Source organism: Rubritalea marina DSM 17716 (genome assembly GCF_000378105.1).
Classification (GTDB): domain Bacteria; phylum Verrucomicrobiota; class Verrucomicrobiia; order Verrucomicrobiales; family Akkermansiaceae; genus Rubritalea; species Rubritalea marina.
Genome location: NZ_KB899247.1, coordinates 1 through 18,260 on the forward strand (window position 1 = coordinate 1; position 18,260 = coordinate 18,260).

Here is an 18,260-nt window from a genome sequence, read left to right on the forward strand (position 1 = left end):
TCGAAAACTTACTTAAACCAAAGCGAAAGCTAAGGCCAATAGAGACCGCTTTTTGAGCCATCAAAAAGTGATGTGACTAAGAACTTCACACTTCTTACTTCACACTGATCACTCCGCACGAAGTGCGGTCTCTGGTGACCATAGCAAAGTGGAACCACCCGGTCCCGTTCCGAACCCGGAAGTGAAACACTTTAGCGCCGATGGTAGTTGGGCGATAGGCCCTGTGAGAGTAGGTCGTCGCCAGGTTATATGCCCGGTCTTAGCTAACGCTGAGATCGGGCTTTTTTGTGCCTAGCAACTTGATTGCTGGGATTGGTGCTGTGTTGATTGAGTATTCCTCTTCAGCTAAGTGCATAAAATACTGCATCACACGATCTGCTGATAGCAAGGAACGACGGTGGTAGCGAGCCTTGCCAAGACTTAATCTAGAAGCCGGAGCGGCTATGACGTTCTTAGCGAATCCAGGTCGCCATTGGTAGTTACTGCGTTTTCTTGGGAAAATCGTCAGAGTGGGAACCCCTAGCATAGAAGCGAGATGGCCGGGGCCTGAGTCGGAACCAATGAAGTAGCCTGACTCATAGAGAAATTTAGCGAGCTCAGGGATGCTCAGGTCTGGCGTGGGAAATCGACAATCACAGACCTCTTTCCAAAACTTTTGTTCGGTGGGTGAGAGTACAAAGTGGGGTTGCATTCCGATGTGTTCTAGCTTCTCGGCCAATTGTAGGTACTTGTGCGGTGACCAATTTTTAGCAATGTCTGAGCTGGTGGGATGGATTGCCACACGCATGCTGCTTTTCCTGTATTCAAAATCTAAATCGACTAAGCCGTGACTTTTCTCAGTAGTTTTCAGTTTCAGGGTATGTTTGAGACTTGCGAAGATGTTTTCAGCCATGCTCTGATTTGGGGAGTGATGGGGAAGGGCATAGCATATGCTGGTTGCTGATTGCCGAGCGATGGCAATGTGACGAAGGAAGCTGGGAATCTCAGCGCCATGGCAGAGCTCTAAATGAAGGTGTTGCTTGCTGGCTGAGACGTGGATGACTGAATCATAGGCGTCATATTGATGGGGCTCTAGAGGAGGGAGCGCAGTTGATGACGCAAAGTATCTGTCGAGTGTCGAGGTTAGTTGGTGGTGTGTGTGTACTTGATACCCATTCAAGCTCAGATTGTGCGCTAATACTTGAACAACAATGGCATCTCCCAAGCCAGGGTGAGGAATCAGTGCAATCTTTGTCATGTTCTTATCTGCTTCAGGTTCCTGTTTCATTATTCCTGCCGATAGTGAGCGGTCACAATTACGAGGTTATTGACAATAAACTCTATCAAGGCAAATCACTCTCAAATATTCAGCCATGATGGCACAGCCAAGAAGGGTGAAGAAGTTGTCATTATCAGGAAGGTGAAGAAGTTTTGATACGGTGTGTCGAAGTTCCTTCTCGATGTGAGACTGGAGCGTACTAAGAGATTGGTCTTTGTGGTTCTGTTAGACTTTGTGAGTGAGTACTCGACATTTATGGACAAGTAGTATATTGCTAGTCTTTGTTAGTTAACCTACATTAATTATTCCTATGTCATCCCTATATAAACTGCGAAAGGTGAGTCAGAAGAGTGCGGGCGTTTTTGGCGCAGCACTAGTTCTTGGCTCAAGTGCTCAGGCCGTGAAAGCCGAATCCGAAGATACGCTCCGAGATATCGGTGACGTTCTTCAATTTGCGCTCCCAGGTGCAGGTGGTATTGCCACGTTGTTTGAGCGTGACAGTGATTGGGAGGGGTCTAAGCAGTGGTTGAAAACAATGGGAACTAGTTTAGGTACGCAGGTTGCAATTAAGTTTGTGGTAGACAAAACACGCCCTTCTAACGGTACGCAATCGTTTCCTTCTGGGCACACAGCAGGGGCTTTTTCTGGTGCAGCGTTTATTGAGCGTCGCTATGGTTGGGGGTGGGGTATTCCGGCCTATGGTCTTGCTGGCCTTACAGCATACAGTCGTGTGAATGCCGACGTACACGATACATGGGACGTCATTGGTGGTGCTGCTATTGGTACCTTGTCCGCATACATCCATACGACTCCGTACCGTATTGGTAATAAAGATTTGAAGGTCAAGCCGGACCTCAAGGATGGTTACTATGGCTTTAAGTTTTCTCTCTCTGATCATGATCCCGACGCGTATGCAGACAATCGCGGAGCCAAAGCTTCTCTGAGTGATACTTTTGGTAATTGGTTCACTGGTCCACTCGGGCAGGGACGGTCAAACCAAGTTTGGACAGGCTCAGACCCTACAAGGATTCAGAGTTTTGCTGAGTTTCGCTTTGATATGATTGATCAAAGTCAGAACTTGAACAGGAATAGCACGAATTTCACTGGTTACGCACCTCGCCTCAGGGGCAATTGGGCATTCCGTGAGGATATGATGATTGGGGCTGAAATTGGCTACACATGGAACAAATTAGACGACCTTGATACCAGTGGCTTTGGCGATACGCAGATTGATTACCTCTGGAGGTTTTACGATAAAGAGCCTCAGAATAATTGGAGTGTGCGTGCTGCATCACTTGGCTTGGATCAGTTGATCCCAACCGGAGATGCCGAGAAGAACCTCGGGGGTGATTCCTGGATTGTGCGTCCTAAACTTACCGGTGCATGGAGCCCGTGGACGAATTTGAATCTCTACACCACAGCTTCATGGTATGAGTCTCTGCATGATGGCGACAACTCTTTCTTGAAGACTTCAGCTGGTTCACTGGAATTCCAAATAGAGTACAAGTTCGAGAATGGTGTCTACGCATTCTGGAGACCTGAATTCCTCTACCTCAATGAAAAGTTCGATTTTGAAGATGAATTTGTGGCCAACCACCTCTTCGAGCTGGGCTTCCCAGTCTTTGATAAGGGTGTGCTATACTACCGCTACAACCTCCTCGCTAATCCATTGAGCAATGTCGCTCCAGTGGGGGCTTATAACCGCCCTCGTTTCTACGATGACATCGTGAGCTTAGGATACAGACACAAGTTCTAAAACATGCATTAATCCGCATGAACATTCTAAAAACCTCAGGTTGGATTCAGCCTGAGGTTTTTTCGTGTCGCATCAAATTATAAAAGGAAGGAGTTGCTACGGAGCAATGAGTAGGCGACCTAACAATCGAGGGTTAAGAGGTGGTGACTCATACATGACTCTCCTGAGAATGCATGATCCAATGCGATTTGCCATTCATGTAGAAGAGGTCAAGCGAAGGCAATTATACGGCTATCTATCATTTTGTTGGTTTGTTGTTAGAATGTGGGTAGTTGTAGGTAAGCATGAGAGTGAAAGTGCAAAAGGAACCAAGTTCGAATAAGGTAGCTGTCCCAAGTCGGGGAGTGTCGTTACCTGTCGAAGACCGGCGCTCCTCATCAAGTGGATATGGTGGGATGGTACGAGAGAATGCTCGCAGCCATCAAACTAGTGGTTTTGGAGAGCAACTGTCAAATAGCCCACGTTCGGTAGCTCAACGTGTTCAGATTCAGCAATCAGCTGAATCTATTGTTCCGCGTCATGGGGATTCCGATGTGAGGGGGCGCACTGAGCTTCGATGTGATGATCCTTCGCCTATTCAAGCTAAGGGGGGGGCAAAGGAGAAGGGTAAAACGAATCAAGGATCTGGTTCTGAACAAAGTGACAATAGGACTCCTTTATTGGATGGGGAAAGGAGAGAGGAGATAGCACCTTCCACAGAATCGGAGACTTATATTCCGACGGAAAGTGATAAAAAAGATGCGTGGACAATTGCTCAGCATCAAACCAATTTACCGTTTGATTCTGGAGCCTTTGTAGGTGGCATAGTTAGGAACAGCTATTTGAAGCGTTATAAGGACGCAGCCAAGCATGTGACGATGGAGAGGCTCTCAGCGGAGAAGGCTGCTATCATTAAGCAAAATATGTATGGCTCCGATGGGCTTGGTCAGGTGATGCAGAAAATTGACACGGCTTCACGCATCATGCACTTGATTGGCTCGGTTAGCGGTATCATCGCTTTGGTGCTTAATCTCATTGGCTTTGGGGTGCCAGCCTGCCTGCCAATTGGCGCTATTGCAGGAATGGTGTCACTTGCTGCTCATACTGTGATGACCGTATTACAGGGGATTTTGATACGGCACAATGTGAAGCGAATGCGCGCACTTCCAGATGAAGACAAAGCAAGGATTCGGCCGACTCTTTACCGAGATTGTGCCAAATTGGGGTATGGGTTGTTGGGTGTGATCACCGGAGGAATTAGTACTGGGCTCACAGCAGCAAGTGGTGGAGGTGTACTTGCTAGCCAAGCGCTAAGTGGAGCCGACAAGGGTAGACACATTGGGGCTGTAGTGAGTGACACTATCGGGGAGTTTGGCGGAACGGGGGCAATGGTCTCCACGATTGCTCATCAAAATTCAAAGGAAGCACAGCTAGGCTATGCCAATAACCTTGGTTCAACACTTCAGTTTTTTAATGATGGAGAGCTAGGGGATCATATGATGGTAGAGATACAGCGATCAGAATCATTTAATTCCTCTATTGAGAGAGGCGCTGATGAAGCTTCGCATGCGATCAGTTCGATGGAAGCTGGGGGGAAAGACTTAAGAGCATTGAGTGGTCATCGTGGTCAATTAGAAGCTGGGGTTCAGACCTTGGATCGCTCGGAGTCACTCGACTCCCAACTTGAAGCTAGTCAAAGTGCATTGGATAAAGAGGAAGCTGAAGTTGCCAAGGCTGAAACTGCCTTAAACATACCTTCCTCTGGTGGATCTGAGCTTGCTCCTGAGGCTGGGAGATCAATGACTCAGGATCCAGTTCAGGAAATGTCCATGTATAAAGGTCAAGGCTCCTCAACACAAAGCACCACCGCACAACGTGCTGAAAACAATAAGCCTGGGCTCTTTGACCGAGCAAAGGGGTGGCTTGCTCGTAAATTCTTGAATGTTAAGAAACGCACGCAGCGAGTGATTCAGGGAGTAAAGGCAAAACTGAACACAGTGATTTTACACTTAGCGGGCATCAAAGATTTGCCACGTGAGATGCATGAGGTTGTGGGTGAAACCCGAAGTAGTGCTAAACACATTGAGGGGGCTAGCAAAGTTGGTCGAACTGAATTGGAGAAATGGCGCAGTGCTGTTGATCAAATGAAAAAGTTGAAGAAATGAATCGCTTAGAAATCAGTACTGGGATCAAAAAAGACATTGTAGTTCTGGTGCAGCTGGGAGCTGTTACTGGCTCTTTGGCTGGATTTATGGGGCTACTCGCATCAAATGGGGATGCGGAGCATGCTGGAGCTATAGCTGCTAGTTGGACTTGGGCTCTTGCGATCACACTTCCTCTCGGTCAAGTTTTGATCTGCCTTTTTAAGCATGTTAGGTCGAGCAAATGTCCGAATGTGTATGGTGCAGAAGGGGGGCTGGCTGTGTTTCGACTGCTGTGTGTTATAGGAGTGTTAGGAAGCATTTTAGGGATGATCACAGCGGTGCTTGCAGCTAGTTCGATCCCAAGTCTATTTAGCTTTGGACAATTGGATGTGGTTGAGGTGCGAAGCGGACTGGTCGAGCACTGGCAATGGGCGATTGGGTATACTACGTTGAGTTCAATGATTACCGTATCATTGATCTTATCGATCGCTGTGAAGCGTATCAAGCGTGTGTTATAACGCTCGAGGCGGTGCCTTTTTTTGGATCGCCTTTAGTCGCGTCATTGCTTCGAAGATCATCCAAGCTTCTAGGATGAGTGTGAGACCTCCTATGCCGACTAACAGCCAGCGTTCTTGCTCGATCCATGAAAGCTCGGAACCGATGGCCGCTACGAAAATCTGATAGAGCATCGCCCAAGCGGGAAGGATGAGCATGAAGATCGTCGGTAGGACGAGGAACCAAGTAGGCATCTCTTGTTTACGCATCCAGAAGTAGATCACGAGGAAAGCTAGCCCACCGAGTAGTTGGTTGGTGGCTCCGAATAGTGGCCATAGAATGACTCCTCCAGACCCAGCCTGACCGAATAAGCCTGAGGCGCCTGGACTTGCTGGGAGGGAGGCCATCCACCAGGCGATCACACAGGCGAAGATGGTGCAGGTGTGTTTATTAGTTAGAAACTCTTTAAGTTGTTTTTTGGGCGCTTCTGAGGGAGTTTTGTGGATGATTGAGCCCATCAGTTCTTGAATCACGTAACGTTGGAGCCTGCAAGCTGAGTCGAGCGTGGTTGCGGCGAATGAGGCGACGAAGACGCCCATGAGGGCTTTTGCAAAGTCAGCTGAAATTCCGATTGCTTGAAGAAAGTTGGAGGAACCAGTGACAAAGGCGCTAATTTTGGGGCCGAGTCCTTTAGAGCTTGCCCAGTCTGGGTACTGCGCATTCCAAGCTGCAGCACCAGTGAGTAATTGATCTCCTTTATGGAGGCCCAGTCCTAGACCTGCGACGCATGCTAGGATAACCAGTACAGCGAGGAATCCCTCAGTAAGCATAGAGCCGTAACCGACAAAGCGAGCCTCAGTCTCGCATTCGAGCTGCTTCGATGAAGTGCCGGATGAAACGAGGCAGTGGAAGCCTGAGACCGCGCCACAAGCGATGGTGACAAAAAGGAAAGGGAAGATGAGTGGTAATTGCTTGGCTGAAATATCTGGCTCCACACTTGGCGCGACGATCTCTAAAGCTGGGCGGACACCTTCAATGGGAGCTCCACCTACGAATCCTGCAACGACGAGTCCTAGCACTACGAGTGCAATGGTAGAGATGAGCTGCAGTGAGTTGATGTAGTCACGAGGTTGTAATAAGACCCATACTGGGAGCACGGAGGCTACGTAGGAATATGCGAGCAGTGTGGTGACCCAGGTCATGATAGGCCAAGCTGCTAGAGTGCTATTCCAAGATTCCAGAAAGCCTACATTGCCGAAGGCTACTGAGAGATACATGATAGCCAGAGAAGCAATGGAAGGTATCAAGATGTTGAGTCCACGTCGGTGCACAAAAAAGCCAATGGCAATAGCGAGAGGGATCTGGATCAAACAGGGGGTGATTGACTGAGGGAAGCTGCGGAATACCACGGCAATGACTAAGCCGAAGATGGCAAGTACAATGGAAAGAGCGACAGCCAAAATGAGTAGGAAGAGGGTTCGTACTCGGGGCGTGATGACGTCGCCCGCAATATCGCCCACGGTTTTTCCTTGGTTACGCATCGACACCACCAGTGCTCCAAAATCGTGTACTGCACCAATGAAAATAGATCCGACAAGTACCCAGATTAATGCAGGTAGCCATCCCCACATGACAGCCAATGCGGGACCGACTATTGGGCCTGTTCCGGCGATTGAGGTGAAGTGGTGGCCGAATACGATGCCTTTTTTTGTAGGTACGTAGTCATTGCCGTCTTCGAGGGCAAGTGCTGGAGCGACGTTGTCTTTACTTAGTTTGAAAATCTTCTGTCCGAGCCACCTGCCATAGGTGTTGTAGGCGATGAGGTAGAGGACAAGTGAGCCTATGGCTATTGCAAGAGTTTCCATGTTTGTGTGGTGGCAAGCGTGCGCTTCTTTGAGGTCAGGATCCCGCGATTAGGAATGGTATTTTTTGTAGAGGCGCTTAGCGCATTGTTCTTGGGCTCCAGTTTCAAGGCAGCAACGTCTCTTGCTTCGAATCCACTCTACTGGATTGAGGTTGTTTGGGATGAGCCCAGCTTTGGAGCACCATGCAACGATGAATTGGCCAGTTCTACCACATCCGGCGACACAGTGGATGACAACGGATTCGCCAGCGGCATGATGTTTGTCCATGATCTCGATGAAGCGATTTAGTTGATCATCGGTAGGCACTCCGTAGTCTGGGACGTGGATGTGATAGTAATCAAATTGCTTGGGAACGTCTTTGCGGTTGTCGAATTCGCAACAATTGACCACAGCCTTAACGTTTTCATCTTTATAAATATCAAAGACATAGGGATCTGGCCACCATGAGGCAGCGATCACATCTTGGATAATCCAGGTGAATGGCTCAGTGCGTTCTGGTTGGCCTTTGGCTGGCCAATACCATGGTCTAACTCGATTCGACATGCCGAAATTAACGACAGAATGATAGGCGATGGGAAGCAATAAATATCAATCGAGTTGCCAGTTCTATCACTGGTGGCATGGATTGATGATGATGCAACGAGTCAGAGCCTGTCTTCGTTATCGTAGTCTGATCTTTTGAGGCTCTTAGTCTGGAGGTTGAGGAGTGGAAAAGTATGCATTAAAAAGCCTAACTCTTGTGAGTTAGGCTTTTGTGTTTCGGGTGATGGTGTTGTTAAACTGGATTAGGATCGCCTATGGTTTGGCAAACACACGAATCTCATTCAATCCGCCACTGGCACCATAATGGCTTTCTCCCACAATGCGCAGATAGCGAAGTGGTGACTTATCAAGAGTGTAGCTGTGGAATGGATAGTCCTTGCCATTGGCTTCACTTGGGTGAGCTAAGTCGCTGCTGAGGATTTTGGTATAGTTTTTGCCATCCAAGGAGCCCTCTAGGGTGAAGCTTTTTAGACCACGGTCTGCGTAATGGCGATTGCGGGTGTTTTGGATTTCGACTGTGCTCACCCGATAGGCTTGTTGCAGGTCAAGGGTAACGGTGCCAGTTTTGTTATCTTCGGCCAACCAGAAGCTCCAATTACCTGAGCTTCCGGAATCTGCTTCTCTTTGGTCGTTCAGATTTTTTGCAGGAAAGCTTTCGGTGCCCTGATGGTAAAAAGAATCCGCGCTTATGCTGGCATCAAGAGCAAGGTTTTTGAACTTCGAGGATGTGTCTGTGTCACTCGATGGGGCGGTTTTAGCTGCGACAATCTTCTCCTTGCTGACTGGTTGATGTGAAGCTAGGTAGTCATCGGCAATGAGTTCCGCCGTGGCCAAGCGACTGCGCAGGGCTGTCACTTGGTTTTCGCTGATGCCGGTGCCGGCGAGGTAGAGCTTCTCAAGTTGCTGCATTTTAGCGAGCTGCTTCACATCTTGATCATCGAGTTCGGTACCGAAGAGGATGAGGCTCTGCAAGGATGGCAGCTTGGTAGCCACAGGCATCCAAGTGCTGTCTACAGTGGTGTTTGAGAGGTTCAATCGCTGTAAGTTCACCGATTTTTCTAACAAGTGATGTAGAGCTTGGCTGCTAACATTCGATCCAGACAGGTCAATTTCTATGAGACTATCAGCCAGCGGGTGGAGTGCTGCGAGTGTTTCATCAGTGATAGCGTTGCGTGCATTCACAGCGGTGAAAGTGAGCGCCTCACCACCGGGGCCGAGGCGGAAGATACTATTTTCAATCACGGCTTCAACTTTGGCGATGTGTGGTGCTAGCACATCCACACTTGGTTCATCGTCAGCAAGCTTTGTGGCTTCCTGCTGCATGACTGGCGCGCCCATGTAGGCGAGTGCCCATGTGGTGAGTTCAGAAGGAAAGTCGTGTGATGCGAGCTCTAGGGTTTCAGGAGCACCAGAGCCAATCCATTGGTCCATAAAGCTGATCTCCTCCTCAGTGAGTTGAGGCTTACCTTCGGGTGGCATATGAAGTTCGTCATCCAATGGGAGGTGCACGTAGGAGGAGAGGCGGCTTTCCTTGATGTCTCCTGGGACGAGTGAGGTGCCTTTCTTTCCTCCGGCGATGAGTGCTGCATAGCTATCCATGAGCAGTCCGCCTTTTTGTTTGGTGTCCTGGGCGTGGCAGCTGTAGCATTTATTTTCAAAGATTCGATCGACCACGTGATAGCTGGTGAGCGGGACCTGAGAGAAGTCTTGCTCCGTTTTTGTGCTGGCGAGAATCGGCTTGAGAGGGTCGCCATGCGTAATGAGACCACCCCAGTGGCCTGCGACGGTGAGCGCTGCTGCCGACCCTAAAATGGTGCTGCGGTAGGCGCCGGAGTCACTGCCTTTGGCAGTTGCAGCGATCAGTACGATCACTGAGCACAGGGCGAAGACGACGCCCCAGATCAGGTGTTGATCGACCAGCTCGCCACTGTACTCGCCTTGTTGGTATAGGAGCAAGCCCGCGAGAGCGGCGAGCACAGAGTTGGCGGTGCCGAAAAGGAGCACTGGGTAGGCGCCAGGGATGCTTTTGGTTTTGGTGAATAGTCGCCAGACCTCGGCGGTCGCCAGGTACATGAAGGCTCCGATTGGTAGGTGAAGGAAGAGCGGGTGCATGTTGCCTCCAACCTCGAGTATTGGCGGAAGCTTGCCAGGCTCTGCGGTCTTTGCCCAGATCGTTGCCCCAGCGATAGCGGCAATGGCTATGCCGCAGAGGGATAGAACGGCTCGTGATGATTTAGGGTGCGCTTGCATGGTAGGTGCTATGAAGTTAGGCAAGGATTCCCTTGATGAGGTGGCCGTGCACGTCGGTGAGTCGGAAATCGCGTCCCTGGAAGCGGAAGGTGTGTTGCTTGTGATCCACTCCGAGCAGGTGGAGCATGGTCATGTGCAAGTCATGAATGGAGGTCGGGTGTTCGGTGGCAGCGTAGCCCAACTCGTCGGTGGAACCGTAAACCGTGCCGCCTTTGATGCCACCACCGGCGAAGAATACAGAGAAACCTTTGATGTGGTGGTCGCGGCCAGTGCCCTGTGCCATCGGAGTACGGCCAAACTCACCACCCCAGATGACGAGTGTGTCGTCTAGCATGCCACGCATTTTGAGATCTTTGATGAGAGCTGCGGTCCCTTGGTCGACGTGTTTGGCGGCAACTGGGAAGTTTTGTTTGAGGCCACCGTGGTGGTCCCAGCCGCGGTGGTAGAGCTGGATGAATCGAACACCACGTTCAGCGAGGCGACGAGCCATGAGGCAGTTTGATGCAAAGCTGCCATCGCCGGGCTGGCAGCCGTAGAGGTCGAGTACGTGCTGTGGTTCATTGGCAAAGTCGGTGAGCTCAGGGACGGAGGCCTGCATCTTGAAAGCGAGTTCGTACTGTGCGATACGTGCAGCAATTTCGCGATCATGGCTTTCCTCGAGGTGGAGGTGGTTGAGGCCATTGATGGTGTTGATGAGATCCCCTTGGGCATCGCGGTTGATACCATTCGGGTTGTTGACGTAGTAGACTGGGTCGCCCTTGGATTGCAGCTGAACTCCTTGGAACTTACTTGGGAGGAATCCATTATGCCACTGCTTCGATGAGATAGGCTGGGCTTGGCCGCCGCCTTCGCTGGTAAGCACGACATAGCCTGGGAGGTTTGATGAAACACTACCGAGGCCGTAGAGTGTCCAGGCTCCCATGCAGGGGCGGCCAGGAATGATGGAGCCGGTGTTGAAGAAGGTGTGCGCTGGGTCATGGTTGATCTGTTCGGTGTACATCGAGCGCACGACTGCGATGTCATCAGCAACGCTGGCGATGTGGGGGAATTGGTTGTTGATCATCATCCCAGATTCACCGTGACGCTCGAAACCGAACTCTGGACCCATCACACGCAGTGCTGATCCTTGGAGTTGAGCCAGTTGTTCGCCTTTGGTAAAAGACTCAGGCATCGCTTGGCCATGCAGTTTTTCCAGCTCTGGCTTGTAATCAAAAGTCTCGAGGTGCGAAGGGCCTCCAGCCATACAGAGGTGGATCACACGTTTTACTTTCGGTTGGATATGGGTGCCACTTCCCAAGGTGCCTTTCCAAATATTTTGTCCGTCAGATCCGGCCAAGAGATCGCCAATGGCGAAGGCTCCAAGGCTTGATAGCGACCGTTTGAGGAAGGTGCGACGGCTGGAAAAGTCTTGTACTTTATTGAAGTCAGAAAGGTTCATGTTAGTAGCGGGTGATAGTTTCGTGGAGGTTGAGCAATGCACGGCACAGGCTGGTCCATGCGGCGAGTTCTGTGGTGCTTATCGAATCGTTTGGCTGAAACTTTGCGGATTCGAGGAAGGCTGTGGCGTCATCAGGAGAGGCTGAAAAGCGATTGCGCTCCCGCATCAGGAACTGCTTGAGGCTATCGATTTCGATTGCATTGGGTTCTCGGGTGAGTGCCTTTTTGTATGCGTATTCGATGCGTTCTTTATCACTCTCTGGGTGTGCTCCGATGACTCCCGTTGCGAGGGCTCCTGCAGCTTCGAGGAAGCTTGGGTCGTTGAGTTGGTTGAGTGCTTGTAGTGGTGTGTTCGACTGTGGCCGTGCGACGGCACATTCATCCCGACTAGGGGCATCAAAAGCGATCAACATCGGGTGGAGGAAGGTGCGCTGCCAATGGGTGTATACGCCGCGACGGTATTGGTTTTCATCCGTGTTTGTTTTGTAGGTGCGGCGCGGGAAATTAAGGTGTTGATAGTAGCCTGTCGGCTGGTATGGACGTGCGCTGGCACCTCCGATGCGAGTCACGAGGAGGTCTGAGATCGCGAGCGCATTGTCTCGAATGTTTTCGGCCTTGAGACGACGTGGGCTCTGGCGGGCAAGCAGGCGATTGTAAGGATCCATCTCGACTAGCTCGGGAGTTGGCTTGCTTGATTGCTGATAAACATCCGAGAGCAGGATCGTCTTCACCAGATGCTTCACATTCCAGCCTGAGTCCATGAATTCGTAGGCGAGGAAATCGAGCAGTTCAGGGTACAAGGGGTACTCTCCCTGGAGGCCAAGGTCCTCAGGAGCACTCGAGAGTGGGGTGCCAAAGAACTGAGCCCATACGCGGTTGACATAGGTTCTCGCTGTGAGTGGGTTGTCACGGTGTACCATCCACTTGGCGAGGTCGAGTCGATTGAGTGGTTGGTCTTCTGTGGCGCTGATTTTGAGGTCGAGGAAGTGTGGGGTGGCTGGGAGTACAACCTCTCCGGTTTCATCCATCCAATTGCCACGAGGGAGGACTTTAATTTCTCTAGGTTTAGCACTGATCGTGGCTGGTGTTTCGCGGACTCCATCGAGGTACTTGTTGATTGCTCGGTAGGCGAGTTGGAGCTTCGTTTGGTCGGCGGTATTGCTGTGGTCTGCCAAGTAGCCATGACGTAGCTGGAGGGTCTCGTCATCTGTGGCTGTGCCGGCAAGGTGTTTTTCTAGAAGGTCTCTATTGTGCTGGCTGAGTAAACCGACAGGCACTTGGTGGCGAATGGTTTCAAGACGCACATTACTAAATGCGTTTGTGTCCGAGTATGTATCTTTCTGACCTGACAGGAAGGTGATTTTACTAGGGTTCTGGCTGCGGTGTGCTGGACGAAGTTCGTTGATGTTGAAGGCGAGCTCTACCACTTTATCTACGGCAGGCATGCCGCCTTTACGGTGTCGTGAGCGTTTTGGTTGATCTGGGTCAGCAGCGTGGAATCCCCAGTAGAAAATGTACTCATGATCTGGGAATTGGAGACTCACGCCGATGCGATTGAGGTGGCGGAGATCGACTTTGCCGGCATTGACGTTGAATACGAAGCGAGCGCCGTTGGACATGTTGAAATCGGGAGATAACTGGGTGTGTTGATAGTTGTCAGGCGACTGCACTGGGTAGGCAATTGGTACGCCTTGACGCTGTAGTTGTTCCTTACGCTGCAGCCATTGATCAAAGCTGCGGTTCGCCGCAGGTGTGCCTTGGTGCATGGCGTTGAGACGTTTTGCGCGCTCGGCCTCGTAGATGGGTGCATCGTGGAGGAAGGTGCGGTTTGGTACTTTCAAGGTCGGCCCCATGCCTGGCTTTTCGTATACATCAGGGCCTGCTAGGTAGTTGCTGATGTCCTCTTCTTGGTATTTTCCTGATCCGTTCCAAGCACCTTTCTCAAGGATGTCGGCAAAGAATGCACCGAAGGCGTAGAAGTCTTTTGCGGTGAATGGGTCGTATTTGTGGTCGTGGCACTCCGCGCAGGCGAGGGTTGAACCCAGTAACGCGGTGGAAGTGGTGCGGATGCGCTCCGCTTGGTATTTTTTGATGTATTCTTTATCCTGAATGCCACCTTCTTGGCTAATTTGGTTGAGACGGTTGAAGCTCGCTGCGACTCGTTGCTGGATGGTGGCATTTGGTAGCAGGTCGCCAGCAACTTGCTCAGTCACGAATGCATCGTACGGCTTATTGGTATTGAAGGCGTGAATCACGTAGTCACGGTATGGGGAGGCGTCGCGGTATTGATCCCCGTGATAGCCGACTGAGTCGGTGAAGCGAACTGCATCGAGCCAATCGGTTGCCATGTTTTCGCCAAAGTGTGGCGAGGCCAGAAGTGTGTCTACGAGCTTAGCATATGAAGCTTTGTTTGGGTTTGATAAATACAGTTCAGCCTGCTCAGGGGTGGGGGGGAGGCCTAGGGTGTCAAGGAATACACGGCGCAGCAGTGTCTCGTCTTTGGCTTTAGGGGAGAGCTTAAGGTCTTTCTTTTCAAGGCCTGTGACAACGATGGCGTCGATGGATGTTTCTCCCGGGTTCTTAACCTTGCGGTATGACCAATGCTTGTCGTATTTCGCTCCAGCATCGACCCAAGAGATGAGTGTGTCTTTATCTTTTTGGGTGAGTGATTTGTGGGCGTCGGGTGGGGGCATGATGTCATCCGCGTCCTGAGTGAGGATGCGCTGGATGATTGGACTCTTCTTGGAATCTCCTGGAATGATCGCACCAGCTGCGATTGCGCTCTCCCGGATATCGAGTCTCAGATCTGCCTTGTTGTTTTCGACATCGGGACCATGGCAGAAGTAACACTTGTCAGAGAGGATCGGCTGCACGTCACGGTTGAAGTCGAGATCATCTCCTGCGTGTGCGTGGCTCAGGAATAGGCTAAGCGAGGCGATGGCGAGCCATGCTTGGTGGCGGTTGCCTTGGTAGGTTTTGTCGTGCATGATATCGAAGTTGGTCAGTGCGGGTCACGCGTTAGAGAAGCGTGTGATTATGAATTACACCAAAACATCCTTCGATATGACACGGTGATGTCATGTTTTTTAGAAATAAGTAATATTTTTTCTTTGGATCCTTGATTCATGGGGGCGGCTTACTCAAAAACTTGGACTTCATTGAGCCCGCCGCTGCCATTGCCGCCGTGCGCATGGTAGTATGAGGTTCCAGTGATGCGGACGTAACGCGCTTCAATAGGATCGAAGCTGAAGTTTTCAAACGCAAATGCCTCTGGCGACTGTGAGTGAATTTGCGCCAGAGTCGCTTCTTGAACCAAGTGAAACTCGTTGCCATCGGCAGAGACTTCGATGAGGATGTCTTTGAGCCCTCGATCATTGAAGTGGCGGTTCCGAGTGTTTTGGATTGAGACGCGTGAGATGTTGTGGAGCTCTAAGAGGTCAATTGTGACGGCGCCAGCTTCTCCGTTTTTAGCGAGCCAGAATGACCAATTCCACGGGGAGCCAGAGTCCGCCATGCGGTTGTCGGTGAGGTTTTCGGGGCCGAAGACTTCACCATTTGAGGTCTGGCTGTAGTAGCTACTGGCTGTGACTGGTTTGCCGAGCGCGAGGTTTTCCTTCAGCTTGAGGTTCTGCTGTCCTTTGTTGAGTGTGAATGTTCCTGTGACCTTCACGGGGCGCCCGCCGAGATCTGAGCGGATCGACTGTTCTTTGTTGTTACCGACGATCGCATAGGCGTCACCTTGTTGCATGCTCAATGGCTTCTCAGGATGGTCGTAGATGACTTCGCCTTCATAGACTTCGGTGATCACTGCGGAATTGGTGATGCCGTTACCGATGGTGACGCCGAACTTGGTTCCCATGTCGACGAGGTCTCCAAGCGGGGTGGTGACCTTGAAGGTGCCGGGTGCTCCCTCGTGGTGAATGGTGATGGTGCCTGAAGAAACTACAATGGAACCATCGGAATCGACCTGGTACCAAGCTGGGCCCTCGATGATTGCGGTGGTTTTAGTTGGAAACTCGAGTGCCACGGCACCACGCATGAGGTGGATCATCTGGGTGTTGGCAAAGTCACCTTCAGTGATTTGCGAGCCACGGATATCGGTGTCTCTGAGCGCGACATATTGCACATCCAATTGCTGACCAAAGTCGGCCCATGGAAAAAATGTGAGGAGCAGGGCGATCGCCGCCGCGGCGGCTACCCAAGCTAACCTGAATGGATGACGCGCTGATTTTTGCTCCATCAAGACATCGTAGGCGTTGACCCTATCAATATTCTCATGGGGCGTGCTTTGCCCACGCATGAGAAGCCCATTGTGGATCTCGACGAGGTGTTGGTAGTGCAAGCGATGTTCGGCACTATCGGCTAGTAGTTCTTGCAGAATGGTAAAGTCATCAGGACTGATCTCTTGGTCGAGATACTGCCAGACGAGCGATTCAAATGATTTATCGATCTTGTTCATGGTATCGGCAGTGTGTGATTAAGCTGTCTGAATTTGATTGCGGATACATTGCGAGAGTTTGGTGCGCAAGCGACGCAGGCTCTGCGACAAAGTATTCGCGGATTGTCCAGTTTCCTCGGCGAGTTCTTCGACGGATGAATCCGGTTGGTAGCGCCTCAATAATAGACGTCTTTTTTCCTCATCCATTTTAGATAAGCAATGGTCGAGAGCGTCTTGGAGTGGGGCTTCCGTATCATATTGTGGTTCATCCTTCGCCAGTAAGTCCAGAAGGCTGTCATTGAAGGTGAGGCGTTGTTGCTCGCGCGATTGATCTCGAAAATGTGCCTTTGTTTGAAAATAAGCAACGCGGTACGCCCATTTGAGGAATGTGGTGGTGGGGTCCCAATCCATCCGTTTTTGCCAGAGCACAATGTTGGTTTCTTGAAGAACGTCTTGGGCCGTGTGGTGGTTGCCGGTGAGCTTCAAAATATATGAGCGCAATGCGCTCTGAGCTTCTGATATTTCAGAAACGAAGGATTGATCCAGAAAGTCGTTGGTAGGAGCCGCGCACATGGTTGTCTATAATCTATACCTAGTCATTAGACAATATGACATAAGGATCCTCTGATCTGGAACTTTTTTTATTCTATGCGAGAGCTCCACATGCCATCACTGCGTGAGTCGTTCGTCCAACCGTACTGAAATGACACCCCGTGGATGGGGTTATCATGATGGGGTGTTCGATTTGGGTTTCTATTTCGAAAGGTGCTCGATGATGGCATCGAAGGCATTCAGGTTGTAGGCGTCGAAGTAATCGTTTGAAGATTGCTTGATGATGGCAACGCCATGCCTCGACATCTTCAGTGCGCTGGAAACTACCGGCGAAATCCGCGACACACTGCTGGCATTCGTAAATACGGCGACGAATTAAAATGGCTCGCCGCAGACGAAATGGCAAAAAAGAAAATAGCGATTGAAAAAATGTGCCGGGGGAGGGTACTTCGAACCTGGTGGCTAAAACAGAACGACAACAAAAGTTGCTTACCGAATTAATTACAATAATTACGGAATGAGCCCTATATCTAAAAATAACCCGCACTCCGTTGTGGAATGCGGGATTGAGACTTTGTGTAGGGAGGGGATTTCTATTCAGGTGCCTACCTCCGGCGACGCAGGATAAAAGTTAAACTTCCGAGGCCGAGAAGAGCTGCAGAGCTAGGTTCTGGGACAGCCGCAACATTGACATTGACATTGACATTATCGATGAGTGTCTGCTCCACGCTAGCACCTGTGTCAGGATCAGTTGAGCGAATCAGGATGAACAAATCCTTCCCGACATCTTCACTAACGAATGTATAACCAGCTGAAGTCGCTGCGTAGGTTCCTCCGAGGCCTGGATCGGTGACATCTGCTAGGGTAAGGGCGTGGAGCAAGGTGTCTGCTGTCCCTCCACCAATGGTGTTAGAGCGGTAGAGCCCGATTTCGAAATCTGCGAGACTCTCGTTGGTAACACTACCGATCAAAGCACTAATAGTGATACCCTGGCCGCCCACAATGGTACCAAGGCTCTGAGTGATTGTTTCTGGATCACTACGACTGTCAACTAAGAGCCATGTTGAGCCATAAGGAGTGAGAGGATTTGTGGCTATCCCATCATCGTAAGGAGCAAGAAGACTAGCTCTACCGGGCGTACCAGAGTATGTCCATCCACCTGTCACATCGCCATACTGGTATGTTGTAGAGGACCCGGTGAAGGTCTCAAAACTTCCATTGGATAAAGCTGTGATCGCAGCAGATGATGATAATGCCATGGCCGAAGCCAGGCTGAGTTGTACTATTAGTTGCCTTTTCATTGTTAACTGGGGTTGTTGTCTTTTTGTTTGTTTCTGCTCTACCTATAAAACGCTACGGCATATGCAGTTAAAGAATAGCATCATGAAAACAGGGTTTAATGAAGAACCTTAAAGGTCATTAATCGATCAATAAGGGTCAATTTGGCTTGTCTAGTGATGAACAAATGGATCTGTTGAGGTTCCTCCAGGTCGAATTTCGTCCCAATTAGAAACACCGTCACCGTCAAAGACAGCCTAGCCAT

13 protein-coding genes and 1 rRNA gene are annotated in these 18,260 nt (G+C 50.5%); 4 read left to right on the top strand and 10 right to left on the bottom strand.

Going from position 1 to position 18,260, the window contains the following annotated elements:
* Positions 1–130: 130 nt before the first annotated feature.
* Positions 131–246 (top strand): 5S ribosomal RNA (rrf, locus tag F454_RS0100005).
* Positions 247–259: 13 nt separating this feature from the next.
* Here the strand turns inward: rrf and F454_RS16725 are convergent.
* Complete coding sequence (locus tag F454_RS16725; RefSeq protein ID WP_018968561.1) at positions 260–1,267, bottom strand: glycosyltransferase family 9 protein; 1,008 nt, start codon at positions 1,265–1,267, stop codon at positions 260–262.
* Positions 1,268–1,568: 301 nt separating this feature from the next.
* Here F454_RS16725 and F454_RS15365 point away from each other — a divergent pair, with 301 nt between their 5' ends.
* The 3 genes from F454_RS15365 to F454_RS0100025 all read left to right on the top strand — a co-directional run bounded on the left by F454_RS15365 (position 1,569) and on the right by F454_RS0100025 (position 5,655).
* Positions 1,569–3,014: a phosphatase PAP2 family protein gene (locus F454_RS15365; protein WP_018968562.1), complete on the top strand. Its 1,446-nt coding sequence runs from the start codon at positions 1,569–1,571 to the stop codon at positions 3,012–3,014.
* Positions 3,015–3,835: 821 nt separating this feature from the next.
* Complete coding sequence (locus tag F454_RS0100020) at positions 3,836–5,158, top strand: hypothetical protein (protein WP_156817047.1); 1,323 nt, start codon at positions 3,836–3,838, stop codon at positions 5,156–5,158.
* On the top strand, positions 5,155–5,655 hold the full coding sequence (locus tag F454_RS0100025) for a hypothetical protein (protein WP_018968564.1): 501 nt from the start codon (positions 5,155–5,157) through the stop codon (positions 5,653–5,655). Before F454_RS0100020 ends, F454_RS0100025 begins: the two co-directional genes overlap by 4 nt.
* Here F454_RS0100025 and F454_RS0100030 read toward each other — a convergent pair.
* The 9 genes from F454_RS0100030 to F454_RS0100070 all read right to left on the bottom strand — a co-directional run bounded on the left by F454_RS0100030 (position 5,650) and on the right by F454_RS0100070 (position 17,976).
* Positions 5,650–7,497 carry a carbon starvation CstA family protein gene (locus tag F454_RS0100030; RefSeq protein WP_018968565.1) on the bottom strand — a complete coding sequence of 616 codons (1,848 nt, stop codon included), beginning with the start codon at positions 7,495–7,497 and terminating at the stop codon, positions 5,650–5,652. The genes F454_RS0100025 and F454_RS0100030 overlap by 6 nt on opposite strands.
* Positions 7,498–7,545: 48 nt before the next feature.
* Complete coding sequence (locus F454_RS0100035; protein ID WP_018968566.1) at positions 7,546–8,040, bottom strand: protein-tyrosine phosphatase family protein; 495 nt, start codon at positions 8,038–8,040, stop codon at positions 7,546–7,548.
* Positions 8,041–8,292: 252 nt separating this feature from the next.
* Positions 8,293–10,290 (bottom strand): c-type cytochrome domain-containing protein, encoded by a 1,998-nt coding sequence (locus F454_RS0100040; RefSeq protein WP_018968567.1) that lies wholly within the window; start codon positions 10,288–10,290, stop codon positions 8,293–8,295.
* A 16-nt stretch (positions 10,291–10,306) separates the two neighbouring features.
* Complete coding sequence (locus tag F454_RS0100045) at positions 10,307–11,728, bottom strand: DUF1501 domain-containing protein (protein WP_018968568.1); 1,422 nt, start codon at positions 11,726–11,728, stop codon at positions 10,307–10,309.
* A 1-nt stretch (position 11,729) separates the two neighbouring features.
* A complete protein-coding gene (locus F454_RS0100050) occupies positions 11,730–14,714 on the bottom strand; it encodes a PSD1 and planctomycete cytochrome C domain-containing protein (RefSeq protein WP_018968569.1) in 2,985 nt (994 codons plus the stop codon).
* A 149-nt stretch (positions 14,715–14,863) separates the two neighbouring features.
* Positions 14,864–16,186, bottom strand: coding sequence for a discoidin domain-containing protein (locus tag F454_RS0100055; protein ID WP_018968570.1), 1,323 nt, complete (start codon positions 16,184–16,186; stop codon positions 14,864–14,866).
* A gap of 18 nt (positions 16,187–16,204) precedes the next feature.
* Positions 16,205–16,738, bottom strand: a complete 534-nt coding sequence (locus F454_RS0100060; RefSeq protein ID WP_018968571.1) for a sigma-70 family RNA polymerase sigma factor — start codon at positions 16,736–16,738, stop codon at positions 16,205–16,207.
* 180 nt (positions 16,739–16,918) lie between these two features.
* Positions 16,919–17,062, bottom strand: a complete 144-nt coding sequence (locus F454_RS16200; protein WP_156817048.1) for a hypothetical protein — start codon at positions 17,060–17,062, stop codon at positions 16,919–16,921.
* A gap of 260 nt (positions 17,063–17,322) precedes the next feature.
* The gene (locus F454_RS0100070; RefSeq protein WP_018968573.1) at positions 17,323–17,976 is read right to left on the bottom strand and encodes a PEP-CTERM sorting domain-containing protein; all 654 of its coding nucleotides are present in this window, start codon (positions 17,974–17,976) and stop codon (positions 17,323–17,325) included.
* Positions 17,977–18,260: the final 284 nt, after the last annotated feature.